This window comes from Serratia proteamaculans, assembly GCF_008830365.1.
Taxonomy (GTDB): Bacteria; Pseudomonadota; Gammaproteobacteria; order Enterobacterales; family Enterobacteriaceae; genus Serratia; species Serratia proteamaculans.
The window spans coordinates 1,867,642-1,887,377 of sequence record NZ_WBKI01000001.1; the positions used below are offsets into that span (position 1 = coordinate 1,867,642).

19 protein-coding genes are annotated in these 19,736 nt (G+C 56.4%); 6 read left to right on the top strand and 13 right to left on the bottom strand.

Annotated features, from left to right (window positions below):
- Position 1 precedes the first annotated feature (1 nt).
- From cysM to F8R23_RS08835, 8 genes are all read right to left on the bottom strand, one after another.
- On the bottom strand, positions 2-883 hold the full coding sequence (cysM, locus tag F8R23_RS08800) for a cysteine synthase CysM (protein ID WP_129936641.1): 882 nt from the start codon (positions 881-883) through the stop codon (positions 2-4).
- Between the two features lie 82 nt (positions 884-965).
- Positions 966-2,054, bottom strand: coding sequence for a sulfate/thiosulfate ABC transporter ATP-binding protein CysA (gene cysA, locus F8R23_RS08805; RefSeq protein ID WP_112348736.1), 1,089 nt, complete (start codon positions 2,052-2,054; stop codon positions 966-968).
- Positions 2,044-2,919, bottom strand: a complete 876-nt coding sequence (cysW, locus tag F8R23_RS08810; protein WP_085118026.1) for a sulfate/thiosulfate ABC transporter permease CysW — start codon at positions 2,917-2,919, stop codon at positions 2,044-2,046. The genes cysA and cysW overlap by 11 nt, the downstream gene beginning before the upstream one ends.
- Positions 2,919-3,752, bottom strand: coding sequence for a sulfate/thiosulfate ABC transporter permease CysT (cysT, locus tag F8R23_RS08815; protein WP_085118028.1), 834 nt, complete (start codon positions 3,750-3,752; stop codon positions 2,919-2,921). Before cysT ends, cysW begins: the two co-directional genes overlap by 1 nt.
- Positions 3,752-4,774: a sulfate ABC transporter substrate-binding protein gene (locus tag F8R23_RS08820; RefSeq protein WP_129936643.1), complete on the bottom strand. Its 1,023-nt coding sequence runs from the start codon at positions 4,772-4,774 to the stop codon at positions 3,752-3,754. The genes cysT and F8R23_RS08820 overlap by 1 nt, the downstream gene beginning before the upstream one ends.
- Positions 4,775-4,974: 200 nt before the next feature.
- The gene (locus tag F8R23_RS08825) at positions 4,975-5,874 is read right to left on the bottom strand and encodes a Dyp-type peroxidase (protein ID WP_099063634.1); all 900 of its coding nucleotides are present in this window, start codon (positions 5,872-5,874) and stop codon (positions 4,975-4,977) included.
- A gap of 167 nt (positions 5,875-6,041) precedes the next feature.
- Positions 6,042-6,626, bottom strand: a complete 585-nt coding sequence (locus tag F8R23_RS08830; protein ID WP_112348733.1) for an RpoE-regulated lipoprotein — start codon at positions 6,624-6,626, stop codon at positions 6,042-6,044.
- Between the two features lie 129 nt (positions 6,627-6,755).
- Positions 6,756-7,220 carry a DUF2919 domain-containing protein gene (locus tag F8R23_RS08835; RefSeq protein ID WP_129936645.1) on the bottom strand — a complete coding sequence of 155 codons (465 nt, stop codon included), beginning with the start codon at positions 7,218-7,220 and terminating at the stop codon, positions 6,756-6,758.
- Positions 7,221-7,394: 174 nt separating this feature from the next.
- On the opposite strand from F8R23_RS08835, the gene F8R23_RS08840 reads away from it, so the two are divergent.
- Entirely contained in the window at positions 7,395-7,793 is a 399-nt protein-coding gene (locus F8R23_RS08840) for a YgiW/YdeI family stress tolerance OB fold protein (protein WP_012146173.1), read from the top strand.
- Positions 7,794-7,836: 43 nt separating this feature from the next.
- Here F8R23_RS08840 and F8R23_RS08845 read toward each other — a convergent pair whose 3' ends face one another.
- Positions 7,837-8,262, bottom strand: coding sequence for a GNAT family acetyltransferase (locus tag F8R23_RS08845; protein ID WP_129936646.1), 426 nt, complete (start codon positions 8,260-8,262; stop codon positions 7,837-7,839).
- 205 nt (positions 8,263-8,467) lie between these two features.
- Here F8R23_RS08845 and amiA point away from each other — a divergent pair, with 205 nt between their 5' ends.
- From amiA to F8R23_RS08860, 3 genes are all read left to right on the top strand, one after another.
- Positions 8,468-9,367, top strand: coding sequence for an N-acetylmuramoyl-L-alanine amidase AmiA (gene amiA, locus F8R23_RS08850; protein WP_112348731.1), 900 nt, complete (start codon positions 8,468-8,470; stop codon positions 9,365-9,367).
- Between the two features lie 69 nt (positions 9,368-9,436).
- On the top strand, positions 9,437-10,357 hold the full coding sequence (gene hemF / locus F8R23_RS08855) for an oxygen-dependent coproporphyrinogen oxidase (protein ID WP_129936647.1): 921 nt from the start codon (positions 9,437-9,439) through the stop codon (positions 10,355-10,357).
- Positions 10,357-10,812, top strand: coding sequence for a YaiI/YqxD family protein (locus tag F8R23_RS08860; RefSeq protein WP_099063701.1), 456 nt, complete (start codon positions 10,357-10,359; stop codon positions 10,810-10,812). The genes hemF and F8R23_RS08860 overlap by 1 nt, the downstream gene beginning before the upstream one ends.
- A 17-nt stretch (positions 10,813-10,829) precedes the next feature.
- On the opposite strand, the gene F8R23_RS08865 is transcribed toward F8R23_RS08860, so the two are convergent.
- The 4 genes from F8R23_RS08865 to F8R23_RS08880 form a co-directional block, all read right to left on the bottom strand.
- Positions 10,830-13,070, bottom strand: a complete 2,241-nt coding sequence (locus tag F8R23_RS08865; protein ID WP_151415491.1) for a TonB-dependent receptor domain-containing protein — start codon at positions 13,068-13,070, stop codon at positions 10,830-10,832.
- Positions 13,071-13,202: 132 nt separating this feature from the next.
- Positions 13,203-15,338 (bottom strand): S9 family peptidase, encoded by a 2,136-nt coding sequence (locus F8R23_RS08870; RefSeq protein WP_151415492.1) that lies wholly within the window; start codon positions 15,336-15,338, stop codon positions 13,203-13,205.
- 77 nt (positions 15,339-15,415) lie between these two features.
- A complete protein-coding gene (locus F8R23_RS08875; protein WP_244953380.1) occupies positions 15,416-16,129 on the bottom strand; it encodes a TonB family protein in 714 nt (237 codons plus the stop codon).
- Positions 16,130-16,318: 189 nt separating this feature from the next.
- Entirely contained in the window at positions 16,319-17,170 is an 852-nt protein-coding gene (locus F8R23_RS08880; RefSeq protein ID WP_151415503.1) for a ChaN family lipoprotein, read from the bottom strand.
- A 192-nt stretch (positions 17,171-17,362) separates the two neighbouring features.
- Here F8R23_RS08880 and mmuP point away from each other — a divergent pair, with 192 nt between their 5' ends.
- Complete coding sequence (mmuP, locus tag F8R23_RS08885) at positions 17,363-18,775, top strand: S-methylmethionine permease (RefSeq protein WP_112348725.1); 1,413 nt, start codon at positions 17,363-17,365, stop codon at positions 18,773-18,775.
- On the top strand, positions 18,762-19,700 hold the full coding sequence (gene mmuM, locus F8R23_RS08890; protein ID WP_151415494.1) for a homocysteine S-methyltransferase: 939 nt from the start codon (positions 18,762-18,764) through the stop codon (positions 19,698-19,700). Before mmuP ends, mmuM begins: the two co-directional genes overlap by 14 nt.
- The last annotated feature ends 36 nt before the right edge of the window (positions 19,701-19,736 follow it).

Genomic DNA, 19,736 nt, shown 5'->3' on the forward strand with positions numbered 1-19,736 from the left:
ATCAGGCAAAAACACCGGTGGAGAGATAGCGATCGCCGCGATCGCAGATGATCGCCACTATCACGCTGCCCGGATTGGCTGCCGCAATCTTTAGCGCACCGGCTACCGCACCGCCGGAGCTGACGCCGCAGAAAATGCCTTCGCGCTGTGCCAACTGGCGCATAGTCTGTTCGGCGTCGGTTTGCTCGATGTCCAGCACCTGATCCACCAGTTCCGGACGGAAGATGCCCGGCAGGTAGGCCGGGGCCCAGCGGCGAATGCCGGGAATATTACTGCCTTCCGCTGGTTGCAGGCCGATAATCTGCACCTGAGGACTTTGGCTCTTCAGGTAGCCACCCACGCCGGTAATGGTGCCGGTGGTACCCATGCTGGAAACAAAATGGGTCACCCGTTGATGGCTCTGCTGCCAGATTTCCGGGCCGGTGGTGGTGAAGTGGGCGTAAGGGTTGTCCAGATTATTGAACTGATCCAGCACCTTGCCCTGTCCCTGATTCTGCATTTCCAGCGCCAGATCGCGCGCGCCTTCCATCCCCACTTCCCGGCTGACCAGGATCAGCTCTGCGCCATAAGCGCGCATCGCCGCCTGGCGTTCCAGGCTCATGTTTTCCGGCATCAGCAGGGTCATCGAATAACCTTTCAGCGCCGCGATCATCGCCAGCGCAATACCGGTGTTACCACTGGTGGCTTCGATCAACCGATCGCCGGGCTTTATCTCACCGCGTAACTCTGCCTGCTGGATCATCGCCAGCGCGGCGCGATCCTTCACCGAACCCGCCGGATTATTGCCTTCCAGTTTGAGCCAAACCTCGCTGCCCAGCCCTGCGGCCAGACGTTGTAATTTTACCAGAGGGGTATTACCGATGCATTGTTCAAGCGTTGTCACGATCTTGGCCTGTGTTGAAGTACGTAATGTAAAAAGGCAACCCCGGGGTTGCCTTTAAAATGAAGCCGGGGGGTAAAAACTATCAGGCGCTTTTAGCTAACGCAACAGGTTGTAGCAGTTGATCACCGGCATACAGGCGCGCATTCAGGCTGCCAACGTAGTAACGGCCACCGCGTACCGGGGGTTCGTTGCCATCCGGCAGCACTACGCTGATCGGTTCCTGATGCCAGCCGATTGGCTGTACGGTCATCTGCCAGAAATGACCGCGTGGGCTGACTTCCAGCACCTGTACCGGCAACGGGCAGCGGTCGCTGCTTTCGGTGCCCACTTCCATTTCCCAGGGGCGCAGGAACAAATCCACGCTGCCCTGATGCATCGGCTGGAACGACAGCGGCCACTGGTGCGCACCGACGAACAGCTGCGAGCCGCGGATCTCGCCGCTCAGGCGGTTCACTTCGCCCATAAATTCCAGCACGAAGCGGCTGGCAGGCTCACGCACAATCTCTTCCGGCGAACCGACCTGTTCAATATTTCCCTGGCTCATCACCACGATACGGTCGGCCACTTCCATCGCCTCTTCCTGATCGTGGGTGACGAATACGCTGGTGAATTTCAGCTCTTCATGCAGTTGACGCAGCCAGCGGCGCAGCTCTTTACGTACCTGTGCATCCAGCGCGCCGAAGGGTTCGTCCAGCAGCAGGATTTGCGGTTCGACCGCCAGCGCACGTGCCAGGGCAACGCGCTGCTTCTGGCCACCGGAAAGCTGTGACGGGTAGCGGTTAGCCAGGTGGCTCAACTGCACCATTTCCAATAACTGGGACACTTTTTGTTTGATCGCCGCAGCATTCGGGCGCTCACGGCGCGGCAGCACGCTCAGACCGAAGGCGATGTTGTCGAACACCGTCATATGGCGGAACAGCGCGTAATGCTGGAACACGAAGCCCACCCGACGATCGCGGGCATGCACATGGCTGACGTCGGTACCGTGGAAGCCCAGCTTGCCGCCGCTCTGGCTTTCCAGCCCGGCGATAATGCGCAGCAACGTGGTTTTACCGGAGCCGGAAGGCCCCAGCAGCGCCACCATCTCACCGGAGGCAATATCGAGCGAGATATCGTTCAATACCTTGGTACGACCGAAAAACTTGTTGATACCGTTAATCTCAATGCTCATGATTTTCCTCCCGCTCGAGACGTGCATTCTGACGTTCCAGACGCCATTGCAGGCCACTCTTCAAAAATAGGGTCACTATCGCCATCAGGGTCAGCAAACCGGCGGCGGTAAAGGAACCGACCGTGTTGTAGTCCTGCTGCAATAACTCAACCTGCAGCGGCAGGCTGAAGGTCTCACCGCGAATAGAACCGGACACTACCGAGACCGCACCGAATTCACCGATGGCGCGCGCGTTGGTCAGTACCACGCCGTACAACAGCGCCCAGCGAATGTTTGGCAGCGTCACCCGGCGGAACATCTGCCAACCGGAAGCGCCGAGTAAAATGGCGGCCTCATCTTCCTGGCTGCCCTGGCTGAGCATCATCGGCACCAGCTCACGCACCACGAACGGACAGGTCACGAAAATGGTCACCAGTACCATGCCCGGCCAGGAGAACATAACCTGAATATTATGCGCATCCAGCCACCCCCCCAGCAGGCCATTACTGCCGTAAAACAACAGGTAAATCAGCCCCGCAACCACCGGTGAAACGGCGAACGGGATGTCGATCAGCGTCAGCAGCAACTGGCGACCGGGGAAGGTGAAACGCGTCACCAACCAGGCCAGCAAGGTGCCGAAAACCAGGTTGAACGGCACGGTAATCAAAGCGATCAGTACCGTCAGCCAGATGGCGTGCAACATGTCGCGATCGATCAGGTTGCCCCACATCGCGCCAACACCCTTGGAAAAGGCCTCGGCAAAAATCGAAATAATCGGCACCACCAGCAGCAGTACCGAAAACAGCACGCCGATACCGATCAGCGTCCACTTGCCCCAGTTCACGCGTGGGCGTTCGACACCGTTGAACTCAGAGATATCCGCCATCAGTGCCCCCCAATGCGTCGGCCAAAGCGGCTCTGCAGAACGTTAATGCTGAACAACAACAGCAGCGAGGCCGCCAGGATCACCGAGGCAATCGCACTGGCCGCCGGATAATCAAATTCCTGCAAACGGACAAAAATCATCAACGACGTCACTTCCGTCTTCCAGGCGATGTTGCCGGCAATAAAAATCACCGCGCCAAACTCGCCCAGGCTGCGGGTAAAGGAGATGGCCGTACCGGCCAGCAGCGCCGGTGCCAACTCGGGCATCACCACACGGCGGAAGCTCTGCCAGCGGGTTGCGCCCAGGGTTTCCGCCGCTTCTTCATATTCCGGCCCCAGTTCTTCCAGTACCGGCTGTACGGTGCGCACCACGAACGGCAGGCTGGTAAATGCCATCGCCACCGCAATCCCCAGCCAGGTAAAAGTCACCTTGATGTCAAAATGCGCCAACCATTGGCCATACCAGCCGGTGGTGGAGAACAGTCCCGCCAGCGTCAGGCCGGCCACCGCAGTCGGCAGCGCGAACGGCAAATCGATCAGCCCGTCCAGCAGCGTGCGACCGGGAAAACGATAGCGGGTGAGGATCCAGGCCATCAGCATGCCGAACACCGCGTTAAACAGGCTGGCGACGCCCGCTGCCAACAGCGTGACCTTATAAGCCGCCACCACCTGCGGGTTGGAAATCACTTCCCAATACTGCGCTAGGCTCATCTGAGCCAACTGCATCACCAGCGCGCTGAGCGGCAACAGCAGGATCAGGCAGGTATAAAACAGGCTGCTCCCCAGACTGAGGCCGAACCCAGGCAGAACCCGCTTGCTGGTCAAGGTCAACATTACTTACGCCCTGCGGCTAACAGCTGATCCAACTCACCACCGGTGGAGAAATGCGTTTTCATCACCTGCGGCCAGCCGCCAAACTGATCTTCCACCCGGAACAGCTTGGTCTCCGGGAACTGGCCCTTGGCCGCCGCCATCGCCTGCTTGTCGTAAACGCGATAATAGTAGCTGGTGATCACCTGCTGGGCTGCCGGGCTGTAGAGATAATTCAGGTAGTCTTTGGCCGCCTGTTCGGTGCCATTTCTTGCCACATTTTTATCTACCCAGGCCACCGGGAACTCCGCCAGAATATCGACCGGCGGCACGATCACTTCGTATTTGTCTTCGCCATACTGCTTGCGAATATTGTTCACTTCCGACTCAAAGCTGATCAGCACGTCGCCCAGACCACGTTCCACGAAGGTGGTGGTTGCGCCGCGGCCGCCGGTGTCAAACACCAGGACGTTTTTCAAAAAGCGGGTCATAAAGGCGCGAGTTTTGGTCTGATCGTTGCTATCTGCCTGGCTGGCAGCCCCCCAGGCAGCCAGATAGGTGTAGCGGCCGTTACCGGAGGTTTTCGGGTTCGGGAACACCAGCTTCACGTCGTCACGCACCAAATCATTCCAGCTATGAATGTCTTTCGGATTGTCCTTGCGTACCAGGAAAGCCATGGTGGAATAGAAAGGCGAGCTGTTGTTCGGTAAACGGGTCTGCCAGTCGGCCGGGATCAGTTGGCCGCGATCGTGCAGGATCTGCACGTCGGTCACCTGGTTGTAGGTCACCACATCGGCACGTAATCCTTGCAGGATCGCCAACGCCTGCTTGGAAGAGCCAGCGTGGGATTGCTTGATGGTCAGCTTGTCGCCCGGATGCTGCTGGTTCCATTGCTGTTCAAAGCCTGGGTTCAGCGCGGTAAACAATTCACGGGAAACGTCATAGGAGCTGTTCAGCAATTCGGTTGCCGATACGGTGCTGCTGGCTAACAGCGCCGCCGCCAGCCATCCTTTCAGTACGATATTTTTAACCCGCGTTTGTTTCATTGTGCACCTTATAACTGAGTCAATCTGTCGGGCTTTCGCCCTGATGTTGACCAGTGTATTTATAACTAGGTGCGGAACTGTAACGCTTTTATATACCGTTTAGTGATTTTCAAGCATCAAACGCTATAAGGCAGATACGGAGCGGCATGGCGGAGGGAGATATAAAACCGGAGCTGGCGTGGCCAACCCCGGTGAAGGGATTAAAGCGACAGCAGGCGCGTCAGTGATGGCGCAAAGTAATAGCTGCCGGTCACCGCACGGCTGAAACGCAGCATCGCATCACGTTTGCCGTCCAGATCGCCAAACATGCTCAGCAGCTGTTTTTCGATGTTATGCAGGCGCGCGCAGTAGGCGATGAAATACAGCCCGTGCTTGCCGCTGGCTGTACCGTAAGGCAGGCTCTGGCGCAGGATCTTCAGGCCCTTGCCGTCTTCTTTCAGATCGACACGGCTGACATGCGAGGTATCCGGACGCTGCTCCGGCGGCAACTCTTCGCTGTCATGCTTGGTGCGACCGATAATCTGCTCTTGCTGCTCGGGGGTGAAACGCTGCCACTGACGCAGGTTGTGTTCGTAACGCTGCACCAGTACGTAGCTGCCGCCGGCATCTTCTTCGCCTTCGGCAATCACCGCCACTTCCGGACGTTGCTCGCCCTGCGGATTTTCAGTACCGTCGATAAAGCCGCTCAGATCACGCTCTTCTACCCAGCGGAAACCGTGAGTTTCTTCTTCAATTTTGATGGCGTTGCCAAACGCAGCCAGCGCGGCCTGGGCCAGCGTGAAGTTAACGTCATGACGCAGGGATTGAATATGGATCAGCAGGTCGCGCTGGGTGGCCGGTGCCAGCCCCTTACCGAGCGGAGTGAATGGCTTCAGCTCTTTGGCACCCTGGCCGCTGGACAGGTCATGCCAAACGTCGTAGCCAAAGGCGATCACCGCGCCCAAATGCGCATCGGGGAACTGCTGTTGCAGCTCGGTCAAGGTCTGGCAAAACTGCTTGCAGCCCTGGCGTAAATCGGCGAATTCGCCCTGCACGGTGGCTTCCATAAAAATGGCGAAACGGCAGTGCTCCAGCAAAATGCCGCTCTGAACCTGTGTCATTGTCGTTATCCTCAATAGCAGAATCGGGTAACAGTGGCCTGTTACGAATGCGCAGCATCATACCGCAAGCAGGGCTAATTGCCTTGCCCGAACGCAAAGAAAATAAGGATATCCGTCATGATGAGGGGAGCTGAGGCGCCGCGGATTGGGCGCCCAAAAAGAAAGGTTTACTGAGGTTTGGCATGCCAGATGATCTTGCTGACCGTCCAGCTTTTCAGCGTGTCATCCGGTGGGATGATGTCCTGCGGACCGGCCCATTTACCGCTGAAGATGTAGGTGACGTACTTGCTCTGCTCCGCCACGCACTCTACCTTGCCGGCATCATCACCGTCAGCCGGTTTACAGGCGCCAAACGCTTTGCTGTACAGGTCGCTGAACGGCGTGCCGAGTTTGCTGCCCCACTCGGTAGCGACTTTGCTGTCCATCACGTCCACACGCTGCACGTGGCCCTTGGGTTCACCGGTGATCACCAGCTTCACGTCGTTGCCGTCCATCGCCTGATAGTAAGAAACAATCTGGCCCTGACTGGTGGCCATGCCCCCGCGCAGGCGGTAATCGCCGTTCAGCCCGTCGTTAATGGCGCTTTCCGACATTGGGGTACCGGCATTGAGTTCACCAACGCCCTTGGCGCTGACCTCAAGGCTACTGCCAAACCAGTTAAGCGGTGACAGGCTCGACCAGGAGAAGTTGGACATCGTCGAACAGCCGGTCAGTAACAGCGGAAGCCCTAACAGCAGGGGGCGAATATTCATCTCTAACTCCTTAATATCAAGCGCGCTCGGCGTTTTGCTGCGTGTCAGCCTCTCATAACTGCCCACGCTTCGCCATCGGTTGCGAGCTTGGAGTGCGGAAAATAGGAAAAGTGCCGCAGCCAGCGGCAATTACCCCGCCTCGTCCTGTACGGTAAAGCAGGCTTTCAGGCGTTCGCTCAGCAGTAGACAGGCCAGTGCCAACGCATCAAGCAGCACCAGAATAGCCTCCAGCAGCGGCTGATTGTCGGCCTGCTGCCACAGGCTGAATAGCGAACCGCCCAGCGCCGCCAGTAGCGAGAGGCAGAGTACCCAACGCCAGGCTCGCCACAGGCGTGGCCACTGATGACGGCGTGGGGCTAACAAAAATGCCAGTGCCGCCGGTAGCCCCAATATGATGCCGAACCAGAACCTTTGAGTATCCGGATAAAACAGCTGTAGCAGCCCTTCTCCCTGCTGACGTGAGGCACCGGCCATCACGAACAGGATCCAGGTGCGGGCCTGTAAAACCAGCACGCCCCAAAACCACAGCGGCAAACGCAACGCGCCATGATGATCGTAATCGTCGGGGGAAAAACGGGGGGAGAGTGGCTTCAACGTCGATTCCTTGCCAATTTCATTTAATTACTCCTTCAAATGGGAGCCCAATTTATGGTTTTCAATGCGCACGCTTAAGAACCCCTTAAGATTTTCATGCTTTACTTAACCCCATCAAACCAGCAGTCCTGATTGGCAGGGCTTTGATTCTCGATTGAGATAAGGAAGCTTCAAATGAAAAAATATACCCTGGCCGCATTAATCGCCCTGTGCAGCGCACCGGTTTTGGCACAGCAAGGTGGGTTCCTCGATCCTGCAGCACCACAGACGCAAACGCAAAACACCCAGCAAGGCGGCTTCTCCGGCCCCAGCGCCGCGCTGACCACTGTGGACAAGGTTAAGTCGATGAGCGATGACACCTGGGTGATGCTGCAGGGCAACATTGAGCAGCGCGTCGGTGACGACACCTATACCTTCCGCGATGCCAGCGGAACCCTGACGGTAGAGATCGACAGAAAACGCTGGAACGGCCAGACCATCACCCCGAAAGATAAAGTGCAGTTGGAAGGGAAAGTGGATAAAGACTGGAGCAGTGTCGAAGTGGATGTGAAGAACATCAAAAAACTGCCGTAACCGGTAGCAAAGGGCGGTGAAACTTCACCGCCCAAAGTACCACTCAATATTCCTGATCTTCGATCAGTCGTTTGCCCAGGCTGGTGACGTTCTGAATTTCGTAACCGAGCTTTTCATACATCTCGATCACCGTATCGTTATCTTCCCGCACCATCAGTTGGATTTTCGGGCAACCACGCGCAATCAGCTTCTTCTCCAGGCGGCTAATCAACGCATTGGCAATGCCCCGCCCGCGATAATCCGGGTGTACCCCCAGATAATACGCCGAGCCGCGATGGCCGTCGTAACCGCCCATCACTGAGCCCACCACTTCTCCGCCCACTTCGGCGACCAGAAACAGATCCGGATCGTGATTCAATTTGCGCTCAATATCCATCTCAGGATCATTCCACGGACGCAGCAGATCGCAGCGCTCCCACAGGGTAATGATTTCTTCAAAGTCGTCTTGTCGAAATACGCGAATTTCCATCGATGTTCGCCGCTGTTAATTAAGATGTTTATCTGATTATCGCGTGATTATTCACTTACGCAATATCAAACTGCGATTTCCTCCCTCAATTATGTAGAAATCACCGGTAACACGAGTAATAAATGGACATAGTTATCAGGTCGATTAATGATTATCAATACGATATAACATCGCAAAATAGAATTTGTCGATGGAGCGTAGCGCTATGAAAAAGCAGGTTAAACAATTCCTCAATTTTAAGCCGCTTTCTGTTTCCCCCACGCGACGTCAATTACTGCTCTCCGGTCTGGCATTAGTGTTACTTGGCAGCAAAAGCCAAACTGCCGAAGCCGAGTCTGGCGGCATGCTGCGCAACCAACATCCCAAACCGACCGCCAAACCAGCGCCTAAACCCTCCGGCAGCAAAAGGCTGGTGATGATCGATCCCGGTCATGGCGGTATAGACTCCGGCGCAGTCGGCAGTGAAGGCTCGCAGGAGAAGCACGTGGTGCTGGAGATCGCCAACCACGTCCGCCGCATCCTGCACGAACAGGAACATGTCGAAGTTCGCCTGACGCGGGAAGAAGACGAGTTTATTCCCTTGTTCCAGCGGGTGGAGATTGCCCACCAGCACCAGGCCGATCTGTTTATCTCGATTCATGCCGACGGCTTTACCAGCCCGGAAGCCTCGGGGGCTTCGGTGTTCGCCTTATCCAACCGCGGCGCCAGCAGCGCCATGGCGCGTTACCTGTCCAAGCGCGAAAATGCGGCCGATGACGTGGCCGGCGGCAAGTACAAAAACCAGGACAACTATCTGCAGCAGGTGCTGTTCGATCTGGTGCAGACTGACACCATCAACAACAGCCTGACGCTCGGCCGCCACGTGCTTGGCCAGATCCGTCCGGTGCACCACCTGCACAGCAACAGCACGGAACAGGCGGCGTTCGCGGTGCTGAAATCCCCGTCGATCCCGTCGGTGTTGGTCGAAACCTCATTCATTACCAATCCGGCCGAAGAGCGCCTGCTCGGCACCACCGCATTTCGCGAAAAAATCGCCCGCGCCATCGCCGACGGGGTGATCAGCTTCTTCAGCTATTACGATACCCACCAACGAAAACCCGGCTGATACTGCCAGCCGCGGTGAATAAAGGTATACTCTGCGCCTTGTTCAGTCAGACGCTGTGAATTAATCCGTATGAGTTTATCGACCATCGCAGAAGTAAAATCCTTCCTGCTGGCGCTGCAAGACCGCATCTGCACGCAATTGGCCCAGGCCGACGGCAGCGCCGTTTTCAACGAAGACCGCTGGACGCGTGAAGAAGGCGGCGGTGGCCGCAGCCGGGTGTTGACCGACGGTGCGGTGTTCGAACAGGCGGGCGTCAATTTTTCACACGTTTCCGGTGCCACCCTGCCCGCTTCTGCTACCGCGCATCGCCCCGAACTGGCCGGACGCAGCTTCCAGGCGATGGGCGTATCGCTGGTGATCCATCCGCGCAGCCCCTACATTCCTACCAGCCACGCCAACGTGCGCTTTTTCATTGCGGAAAAACCGGGTGAAGAGCCGGTGTGGTGGTTTGGCGGCGGTTTTGACCTGACGCCGTTCTATGGCTTCGAAGAAGACGCCGTTCACTGGCACCGCACCGCCGAGCAGCTGTGTGCGCCCTTCGGTGAACAGGTCTATTCCAAATACAAAAAGTGGTGCGACGACTATTTCTTTATCAAGCACCGCAACGAGGCACGCGGCATCGGCGGCCTGTTCTTTGACGATCTGAACACTCCGGACTTCGCCACCTGCTTCGCGTTTACCCAAGCGGTGGGCGAAGGCTTTCTCGAGGCCTATCTGCCAATTGTAGAGAAACGCAAGGCGCTGAGCTGGGGCGATCACGAACGCCAGTTCCAACTGTATCGCCGTGGCCGCTATGTGGAATTCAATTTGGTCTGGGATCGGGGCACGCTGTTTGGCCTGCAAACCGGTGGCCGTACCGAATCCATCCTGATGTCGATGCCGCCGCTGGTACGCTGGGAATACAACTATCAACCGGCAGAAGACAGCCCGGAAGCGGCGTTGTACCGTGATTTCCTGCCGGTGCGCGATTGGCTGAAGGAGCCAGAATGATGCAGATTTGGGTTGATGCAGACGCCTGTCCGAACGTAATCAAGGAAGTATTGTTCCGGGCGGCAGAGCGTACTGCGATGTCGGTGACGCTGGTAGCGAACCAGCCACTGAGAACGCCGCCGTCAAAACACATCCACACCCTACAGGTGCCGGCCGGCTTTGACGTGGCGGATAACGAAATCGTACGCCGCTGCGAGAAAGGCGATCTGGTGATCACCGCCGATATTCCGCTGGCAGCGGAAGTGATAGAAAAAGGGGCAGTGGCGCTGAACCCGCGCGGTGAACGTTACACCCCGGACACCATTCGTGAGCGCCTGAACATGCGTGACTTTATGGATACCCTGCGCTCCAGCGGCATCCAGACCGGCGGGCCGAATACGCTGAACCAGCGCGACCGTCAGCAGTTCGCCAACGAGTTGGACAAGTGGCTGCAGCAGGCAAAACGGGCGCAGTAATTGCGCCCGCATCCCATTTAGAAACGCACCTCGCCTCCAAAGATATAGGTTCGGCCGCGGGCGGTATTGGTCGGTGAGGAATCCCGTGACTGTGATGGCATCGCATTCATCTTGTTCAACGCATCGGAATAGTCTTTGTCCATCAGGTTCTGCACGCTGAATTTCAACAGCAGATTGCGGTTGAACTGATAGGTGCTGTACAGATCGATAACGGTCGGGATATGCGGTGCCGGTTCTTTCAGCAACTGCTCATTCTCATCAACGTTGGCGTCGGGAGAAAGTCGCACCGCCTTGCCGGTATATTTCACCAGCCCGCCCAGCGTCAATTTCTCATCCAGTAGACGTACCCCAGTATCCAGCGTGAAGTACAATTCCGGCAGCTCGCTAATGTCACCGGCACCGAACACATTGCTGGCCTGATTGGTCGGCTGGCTGGTGTGCTCCTTGCTCAGGGACAGTTTGGTGTAGGCAAAACCGGCGTCGTACATCGCCTCCACTTCCACCCCACGCGACCTGACTGGCTCGTAAGCGTTGCTGTACATGGTCATGGCGACATTCACATCGGCGTTATCCCATTCCTCCTGACTAGTCTGGACACGATTACATTTTTGGCGATTACTGCACACCATGTAGCTCTGGCTGGAGATGTAATTTTTGATTTTCGACTCAAAATACACCGCCTTCAGCTGGAAGCTGTCCTGTTTAAACAGCAGGTCATGAGCATTGGCGTTAAAACCCGCCTGATAGGTTTCTGCCGTTTCGCCCTTCAGGAACGGGTTCATCGACTGCCCGCCGCTGTTGGCGAAGAACACTTCCTGAATATTCGGCCCACGCATCGATTTGTTGTAGCTGACGAACGGCTGCAACCATGGCGTCACCTGCGCTGACAACATCACAGCCGGATTAAAGCCGTGCTCTTTCAAATTAATATTACTGGCCCCCTGCGGAAAGCAGGCTACGCGTTCATCACAGGCCGGTTTATAGCCGGAGATATCATAGGCGCTGTAGTTCAGGTCAAAATTACCCTGCCAGATGCCGTAATTAAGCTGCAGTCCACTGTAAAGGCTGGCTATATTTTGTTTGCCTGCAATACCCACCGGCGAGCTTTCCGCCTGGCCCTCGTCTGTCACCAGCCCGGAGGCGCGCTTCTTGTATTCGTTGCGGATCAGCTTGCCGCCATAGCTAAAGGCAAAGTCGACCTCCTGCAGGCTGAAGCGACTGGTGTTGTTCACATCCAGCGCGTCGGAGATATTTTTTGCGGTACTGTCGCTAAACCCCGCCATATTATCGGACATAAACTTCTGCTCACCCCGGCTGGTACTGGCAGTCAGATTAAAATCAATCAGCTCTGAAAACGGGGCGTAATGATATTTAATATAGAAGTCATTACTGTCGATATGGCGACGGGTGATCTTGTTTTGATAAGTTCTGGCCGACAGTTCAATACTATTAAAAGCGTCAGGTTTAATATCCACTTTAAATAACTGAGATTTAGGATTCTGGCGATAGGTTTTATCGACATTAAACTCTTCACTGTCAAAGCCGGAACCGTTCTTATAATTAGAGGTGATCGAACTGCCGCTGATAGCCGCCATGGCTCCCAGGCTACCGCCTTCGTCGAATGCGTCGGTTTTCCCACCCACGGCGATCATACCGCTGCGGCCAATACCGTTATTACCTACAGAAAACTTGGTGCGCACGCCAAAAGGGTTATCCGAAAACACTACGTCATCCACGCCAATGGTGCGGAAGTTGGCGCTGCCTGCCAGCGCATTGACACCGGCGGATCCCGTCGCATTACCGCGTGCCACATCAACGCCGACGATAAAATTAGGATCGATCAGCGCACCAAACTGGCTGGTTGGCAAACCGCCATGCGCCGCGTCACTGGGTGAACTGCCATAATAGTTCTGGGTAATGCCATCAACCATGGTATTAACGCGGCCAAAACCACTCATGCCACGGATATTAACGCTGACCGAACCCTGGCCGGGGTCGATCTGGGTATAGGTGCCCGGCATACTGCGCAGAATGCTGTCCACCGACTCCAGATTCTTATTTTCCCCGCGTGAACTGAAAGCGCCGGGTTTTTCCAACGCTTCTTTTTCACTGCTGTTGCTGCTATCTGCCGCCGAGACATTCAACGGGCTGAAAACGACCTTGCCCTTTCCTTCTTCTGCCCCATTCTGCGCGGCCGTCGCCGCCCCGCTCAGCGCTATTCCCGCGCCGATCAGGCTTACTATTAATTTGATTTTCATATATCCCCAGAAATTGCCAAAAAGATTTGGTGGCCGACAATGCCCAGCAAAAAGCCCGCCGGAATCGACGGTAAATTTATTTTTTTATAGTGTTAATAAACCGCCGGGTTTATTACCCGACGGTGATAGTGGTTATTTCTGTGTTTTCTGATCCATCGCCATAATAAAGCTGTATTCCAGCGCGTTATTTTCCAGCCGCGTCAGGCGGCCCGATTTTCCGCCGTGGCCGGCCGTCATATCGGTTGCCAGCAGCAATACTGAATCGCCCTGTTTAAAACGACGCAGTTTGGCTACCCATTTGGCCGGTTCCCAATATTGCACCTGCGAGTCATACAGGCCGCTGGTGACCAGCAGGTTCGGATAGGCCTGTTTAGCTACGTTGTCATACGGGCTATAGGACCTCATCAACGCATAAGCCTGCGGCTGATTCGGATTGCCCCACTCTTCGTATTCACCGACCGTCAGCGGAATGCTGTCGTCCAGCATGGTGGTCAGCACATCAACAAAAGGCACCTGCGCCACCACCGCGTTATACAACTGCGGTGCCTGATTAATCACCGCCCCCATCAGCAGCCCGCCGGCACTGCCCCCCATGGCGTAAATACGGCCCGGCTGACCATAACCCTGTTGGATTAATGCCTGGGTGGCGTCGATAAAGTCATTGAAGGTGTTTGGCTTATGAGTCAACTTGCCCTGTTGGTACCAGTTCTGCCCCAGCTCACCGCCACCGCGCACGTGGATTAGCGCATAAACGAAACCGCGATCCAGCAAACCAATGCGGTTGGCGCTAAAGGCCGGATCCATACTCATGCCATAGGCACCATAACCGTACACCAGCAGCGGGCTGTGCCCCGGTTTGAACATGGCTTTGTTGTAGACCAGCGAGACCGGCACCTTGACACCGTCACGCGCGTTAATCCACACCCGCTCGCTGTGGTACTGGCTGGGATCCACCCCCTTCACTTCCTGCTGTTTCAGCAGGGTGCGCTCGCCTTTGTTGAGATCCCATTGGTATGTGCGGGTCGGGGTAGTCATCGCCGAATAGCCATAGCGCAGTTGCTGGTTGTCCGGATCCGGGTTATAGCCCAGCCAGGCCATATAGCTGGCGTCGTCGAACGGAATACTGCGCTGGGTTTTACCGTCCCAACTGATTTGCCGCAGTTGCACCAGCCCCTCGCCACGCTCCTTCACCACCAGCCAGTCGCGGAACAGGGTGAAGCCCTCAACCTCGTTCTTTTCCTGCGGCGCTATCAGCGCTTGCCACGGCTTGTCGACCGCCGCGGTGTGATACAAGCCAAAATGCGGGCTTTGGTGGTTGGAGCGCAGATAGAACTCACCGCGATAGTGGTCTAAATAATACTCGTGGCCGTTCTTGCGCGCGGCAAACAACACCGGTGTGTTCAGCGGCTGGTTAGCGTCGATCAGTCGCGCCTCCGAGGTGGTATTGCCGCTGATGCTAATAATGACGTAGTCACGTGAGGAAGAGCGGCCGAGGCTCAGATAAAAACCGCCGTCGTTTTCCTGATACACCAGTTTATCGTCCGTGACCGGCGTGCCGGATTGATGACGATAAACCTGATACGGCAACAGGGTCTGCGGGTGATTGCGGATATAGAACAGCGTCTTGCCATCGTTGGCCCACGCCATGTCACCGGAGGTATTTTCAATCACTTCCGGCGCCCATTTTCCGCTATCGATATCCTGCAATGAGATACGGTACTGCCTGCGCCCCTGCAAATCTTCAGCGATCGCCATCTGCCGATTATCCTGGCTGATCTCCAACCCGGCCAGGCGATAATAATCCTGCCCCGTCGCACGCTGATTGGCGTCCAGCAAGGTTTTCCACGGCACATCGGCCGTCAGAGCCTGGCGTTGATACAGGGCAAAATCCTTGCCCGCCGCATAGCTTTCCTGATAGCGATAACCGTTAAGCTGATAGGGTACCGAGCGATCTTCCGGGCTCATACGGCCCAGCATTTCCTGATACAGCGTATCGCGCAGTTTTTTATACGGCTGCATCATCTGCTCGGTATAACGGTTTTCCGCCGTCAGATAATTCAGTACCTTTTTATTTTGGCGATTGTCGTCGCGCAGCCAATAATAATCATCCACCCGGGTTTCCCCTTGGGCAGTTAATGGATGCGGGATAATCTCAGCGCTGGGTGCCAGCGGCTCCGCCCGGGCTACCTGCCCCAACAAACTCAATGAAATCACGGCATAGGCGGCCGTACGCCAACGACAACGAACCGACAGAAATGGATGTTTCATAATCCCTCACGATGGTTTGGCGTAAGCAATCCCCGCCCCTGGTTTAGGTAAACAAAGGCCACTGCTCACGGAATAAATTATTGGCTGGTGTTCAATGCCGCCAGATTAAAATCAATCGGCATCGTCACCTGAACGTTGCCCTGCCGCAGCATTTCGACCGGCGGTGGTGGCAGTGGCTGCGCCCGCATCACCACCGATAATGCTTCCCGATCCAGCGAGGCCGTGCCCGACGGAGCCTGCAAGGTCAGATCGAAAACCCGTCCCTGAGCATCCACAGAAAAAGACACCTGCGGCATGCCGGTACGGCGGCGGCGCTGCGCATCCGGCGGATAACGTTTGATGCGGTTTAGCATTCCCTTTACCCGGCTTTCCCATGACAGCTTGACCTGTTCGTTGCTTGCGGAATCACTGTTCAGCGGTGCGGCCGTCTGCCGGGTTATGTTCAAGGCTTTCGGTGCGGCAGCGCTGGATGCAGCGGCGTGCCTGATCTCTTTCACCTGCTCTTCCGGCTTCGGCTGGGCTTTCTGCGCTGGCCGGTGTTCGGTTCGCTTTTTCTCAGCCACGCTGATTTTGGTCTTTTCGGCCCGCGCCAACTTGGGCAAATCGGGTTGATCCTGCGGCTCGGCCGGTTGTGCCGCAGAAGACTCTGCCTGTTGCACACCCAACGGCAGCGGCTTGGGGCTTTCCGGTGCTTCAATCTGCGCCGCCCAACTCATCATCACCGCCGGTGGCGCTAACTGCATCGGCGGCAGCGTCTGGGGTGGCCAATAAAACAGCAGTACCAGCGCCACATGTGCCGCTATCGCACATAAAAATCCGCGCGCCCAGCGCGGCTGTGGTATGGAGGCAAGCGGATAAGATAAAGACGGACTCGGCATAGGGATATTAGATTACTTAATTACGAATGATTTTAGATCTCATTTGCTAATGATAATCATTTGTAATTTGTATTAACAGTTCTTTTCACTGTCTTAACCTAATCATTTACCCTCAGGGTTAACCGCTGGGGTAACCCACAGGTAATCCGCCACCTGCTTATCGACCTGTACACCGTGCTCAGCCAGCATCAACACGGTTGGCACGGCTGTCGGTTGCAGATCCTGCACGTGCAGCGGCACCCCCACCGATTTGGAAGCATGATAACCGCCGGCAATCAGCAGCGCCGGCGTCGGCGCGGCCAGTAAACGTTCGGCCATACGTCGATCGCGTTGCTGCTGGATCGCCAGCATGGCATGCAGTTGTTGAGGCTCAATTTTCCCACCGTGCGAAGTCCGGATAGTTTCTTCCAGCACCTTCTGCACCGCCGGACGCACTGACAGTTGGCCCTGCGGGAAAGACGGCTGCTGATAAAACGCCATGATCTCATCGCGATCCAGGTTAGCCGACCACAGCGGGTACGGTGCACGCATCGCCGCCATCGTCAAATCGCCGTACAGCGGCCATTTCCAGCCTGGTTGCCAGTCAATCAACTCCGCCACACGGCTGTCACGCACTCTCGGATTACCCTGCAGCCACTGTTTCACCTGACTCACTTTGGCCTGTTGGCTCGGGTTAATCATCTCCATCAGTACGCTGCCCTGCGGCCGCTGCTGCGGTAAGTTTTCCACCAGCCACAGTTCAATCTGGTGGTGGTATGGGTTGTCATGCTTTTCTCCGACGATAACCCGTGGCTGAGCGGCCAATCGGGTCAGCAGTTGCTCGGGTGACAAACTTTCGCCGCTGCGCAAGTCGGTAATTTTCCCCAGGTTATCAAGGCTGTTTTTCGGCGAGGAAACCGGTACCTGACTACAAGCGCCCAGTGCCAGCGCGGCCAATAAAATCAAAAATCTCATCATGCTGCCCTTGTAATAAAAGTGGCGACATTATAGATAATAATTATCATTTGCATATAGAAAGCAACCTGTCCTGAGACGCCGATAACGGTTTTTGCTTTATGGTTTCCGCTCACACATTGATTTCGTGAAGTATTGCGGGTATAACCGATAGCCATTTAGCTGTTTAGACGTCTACACGGATAGAATATTATGCACTCAGCCGTTCCCGCCGAAGGGCAGTTCAAACGCACCATGAAGGCCCGACATTTGGTGATGCTGTCGCTGGGCGGCGTGATTGGTACCGGGCTGTTCTTCAACACCGGCTATATCATTTCCACTACCGGTGCTCTCGGCACCCTGCTGGCCTATCTGATCGGCGCATTGGTGGTCTATCTGGTGATGCTGTGCCTGGGTGAACTGTCGGTGGCGATGCCGGAAACCGGTGCCTTCCACGTCTATGCTTCACGTTATCTTGGCCCGGCCACCGGTTACACCGTTGCCTGGTTGTACTGGCTGACCTGGACGGTTGCATTGGGCTCCAGCCTGACCGCCGCTGGTTTCTGCATGCAGTATTGGTTCCCGCAATCGCCGGTGTGGCTGTGGTGTCTGATCTTCTGCGCAGCCATTTTCCTGCTCAACGTGGTCACCACCCGCTTCTTTGCTGAAAGCGAATTCTGGTTCTCGCTGATCAAGGTGATCACTATTCTGGCGTTTATCATTCTCGGCGGTGCGGCGATGTTCGGCCTGCTGCCGATGAAAGACGGCACCCCGGCGCCCTTCCTGCATAACCTGACCGCCTCCGGCTGGCTGCCGAACGGTACTTTGCCGATCCTGATGACCATGGTGGCAGTGAACTTCGCTTTCTCCGGTACTGAACTGATCGGCATCGCCGCCGGCGAAACCGAGAACCCGGAAAAGGTGGTGCCCTGGGCGATACGTACCACGGTGATCCGCCTGATGCTGTTTTTTATCGGCACGGTGTTTATTTTAGCGGCGCTGATCCCGATGGATCAGGCCGGGATTGTCAAAAGCCCCTTTGTGCTGGTGTTTGAACGCATCGGCGTACCCTATGCCGCCGACATCTTTAATTTCGTGATCCTGACCGCCATTCTGTCGGCGGCCAACTCGGGCCTGTACGCTTCGGGCCGCATGCTGTGGTCGCTGGCCAACCAGCGTACTCTGCCGGCCTATTTCTCCCGCGTGAATAAACGCGGCATTCCGATTAATGCGCTGACCTTCAGCATGCTCGGCGGCGTACTGGCACTGCTGACCAGCGTGATCGCTCCGGACACGGTGTTCGTGGCGCTGTCTGCGATTTCCGGCTTTGCGGTGGTGGTGGTCTGGCTGAGCATCTGTGCCTCACACTTCGCTTTCCGCCGCCATTATGTCCGCAGCGGCCAGCCGATCTCCGGCCTGAAATACCGTGCGCCGGGGTATCCGCTAACGCCGATTGTCGGTTTCGCCCTGTGCCTGTTGGCTTGTATCGGGTTGGCGTTCGATCCCGAGCAGCGTATCGCGCTTTACTGTGGCCTGCCGTTTGTCGCCCTGTGCTACATCGCCTATTATCTGACCCGCCGTGCCGGGCAAAAAACCTCACTGGGAGAGAATCATGTCGGTCAATAACCCCGTAGCCCCCCTCTTGGCCGCTAGCGGCACGCTGATTTTAGACGGCGCGCTGGCAACCGAACTGGAAGCGCGCGGCTGCAACCTCAGCGACTCGCTGTGGTCGGCAAAAGTGCTGATTGAGAACCCTGAACTGATTTATCAGGTGCATCTCGATTATTTCGAAGCGGGGGCACAGTGCGCCATCACCGCCAGCTATCAGGCCACGCCGCAAGGCTTTTTACGTCAGGGTCTGGATCAAGCGCAGTCACTGGCGCTGATTGCCAAAAGCGTGCAACTGGCGCAGCAGGCTCGCAGCGACTATCTGGCGCAGCATCCACAAGCTGCCCCCTTGTTGATTGCCGGCTCGGTGGGGCCGTATGGCGCTTATCTGGCCGATGGGTCTGAATATCGCGGCGATTACTCACTGCCGCAGGAAGAGATGATCGCCTTCCACCGCCCGCGTATCCAGGCGTTAGCCGAAGCTGGGGTGGATTTACTGGCTTGCGAAACCCTGCCGTCCTTCAGCGAACTGCAGGCGTTGCTGACGTTGTTACAAGAATTCCCGACGCTGGGCGCCTGGTTCGCTTTCACCTTGCGCGACAGCCAACACCTCAGCGACGGGACACCGCTGACTGAGGTCGTGGCGTTGTTACACGCAAATCCACAGGTGCTGGCCATCGGCATTAACTGTATTGCGCTGGAAAATGTAGCCCCGGCACTGCAACAGTTTGCCGCCCTGGCTGACAAGCCGCTGCTGGTCTATCCGAACTCCGGTGAACACTACGACGCGGTGAGCAAAACCTGGCATGCCTGCGGCGGCGTACACGGTAGCCTGAGTGATCAAATTGGCGAGTGGCAAGGCATCGGTGCGCGACTGATTGGTGGCTGCTGCCGCACTACGCCGCAGGATATCCGTCAGATCGCGGCCAACTGCAAGGCATAAAAAACCCCCTGCGCCGAGGGCGTCAGGGGGGGGTTA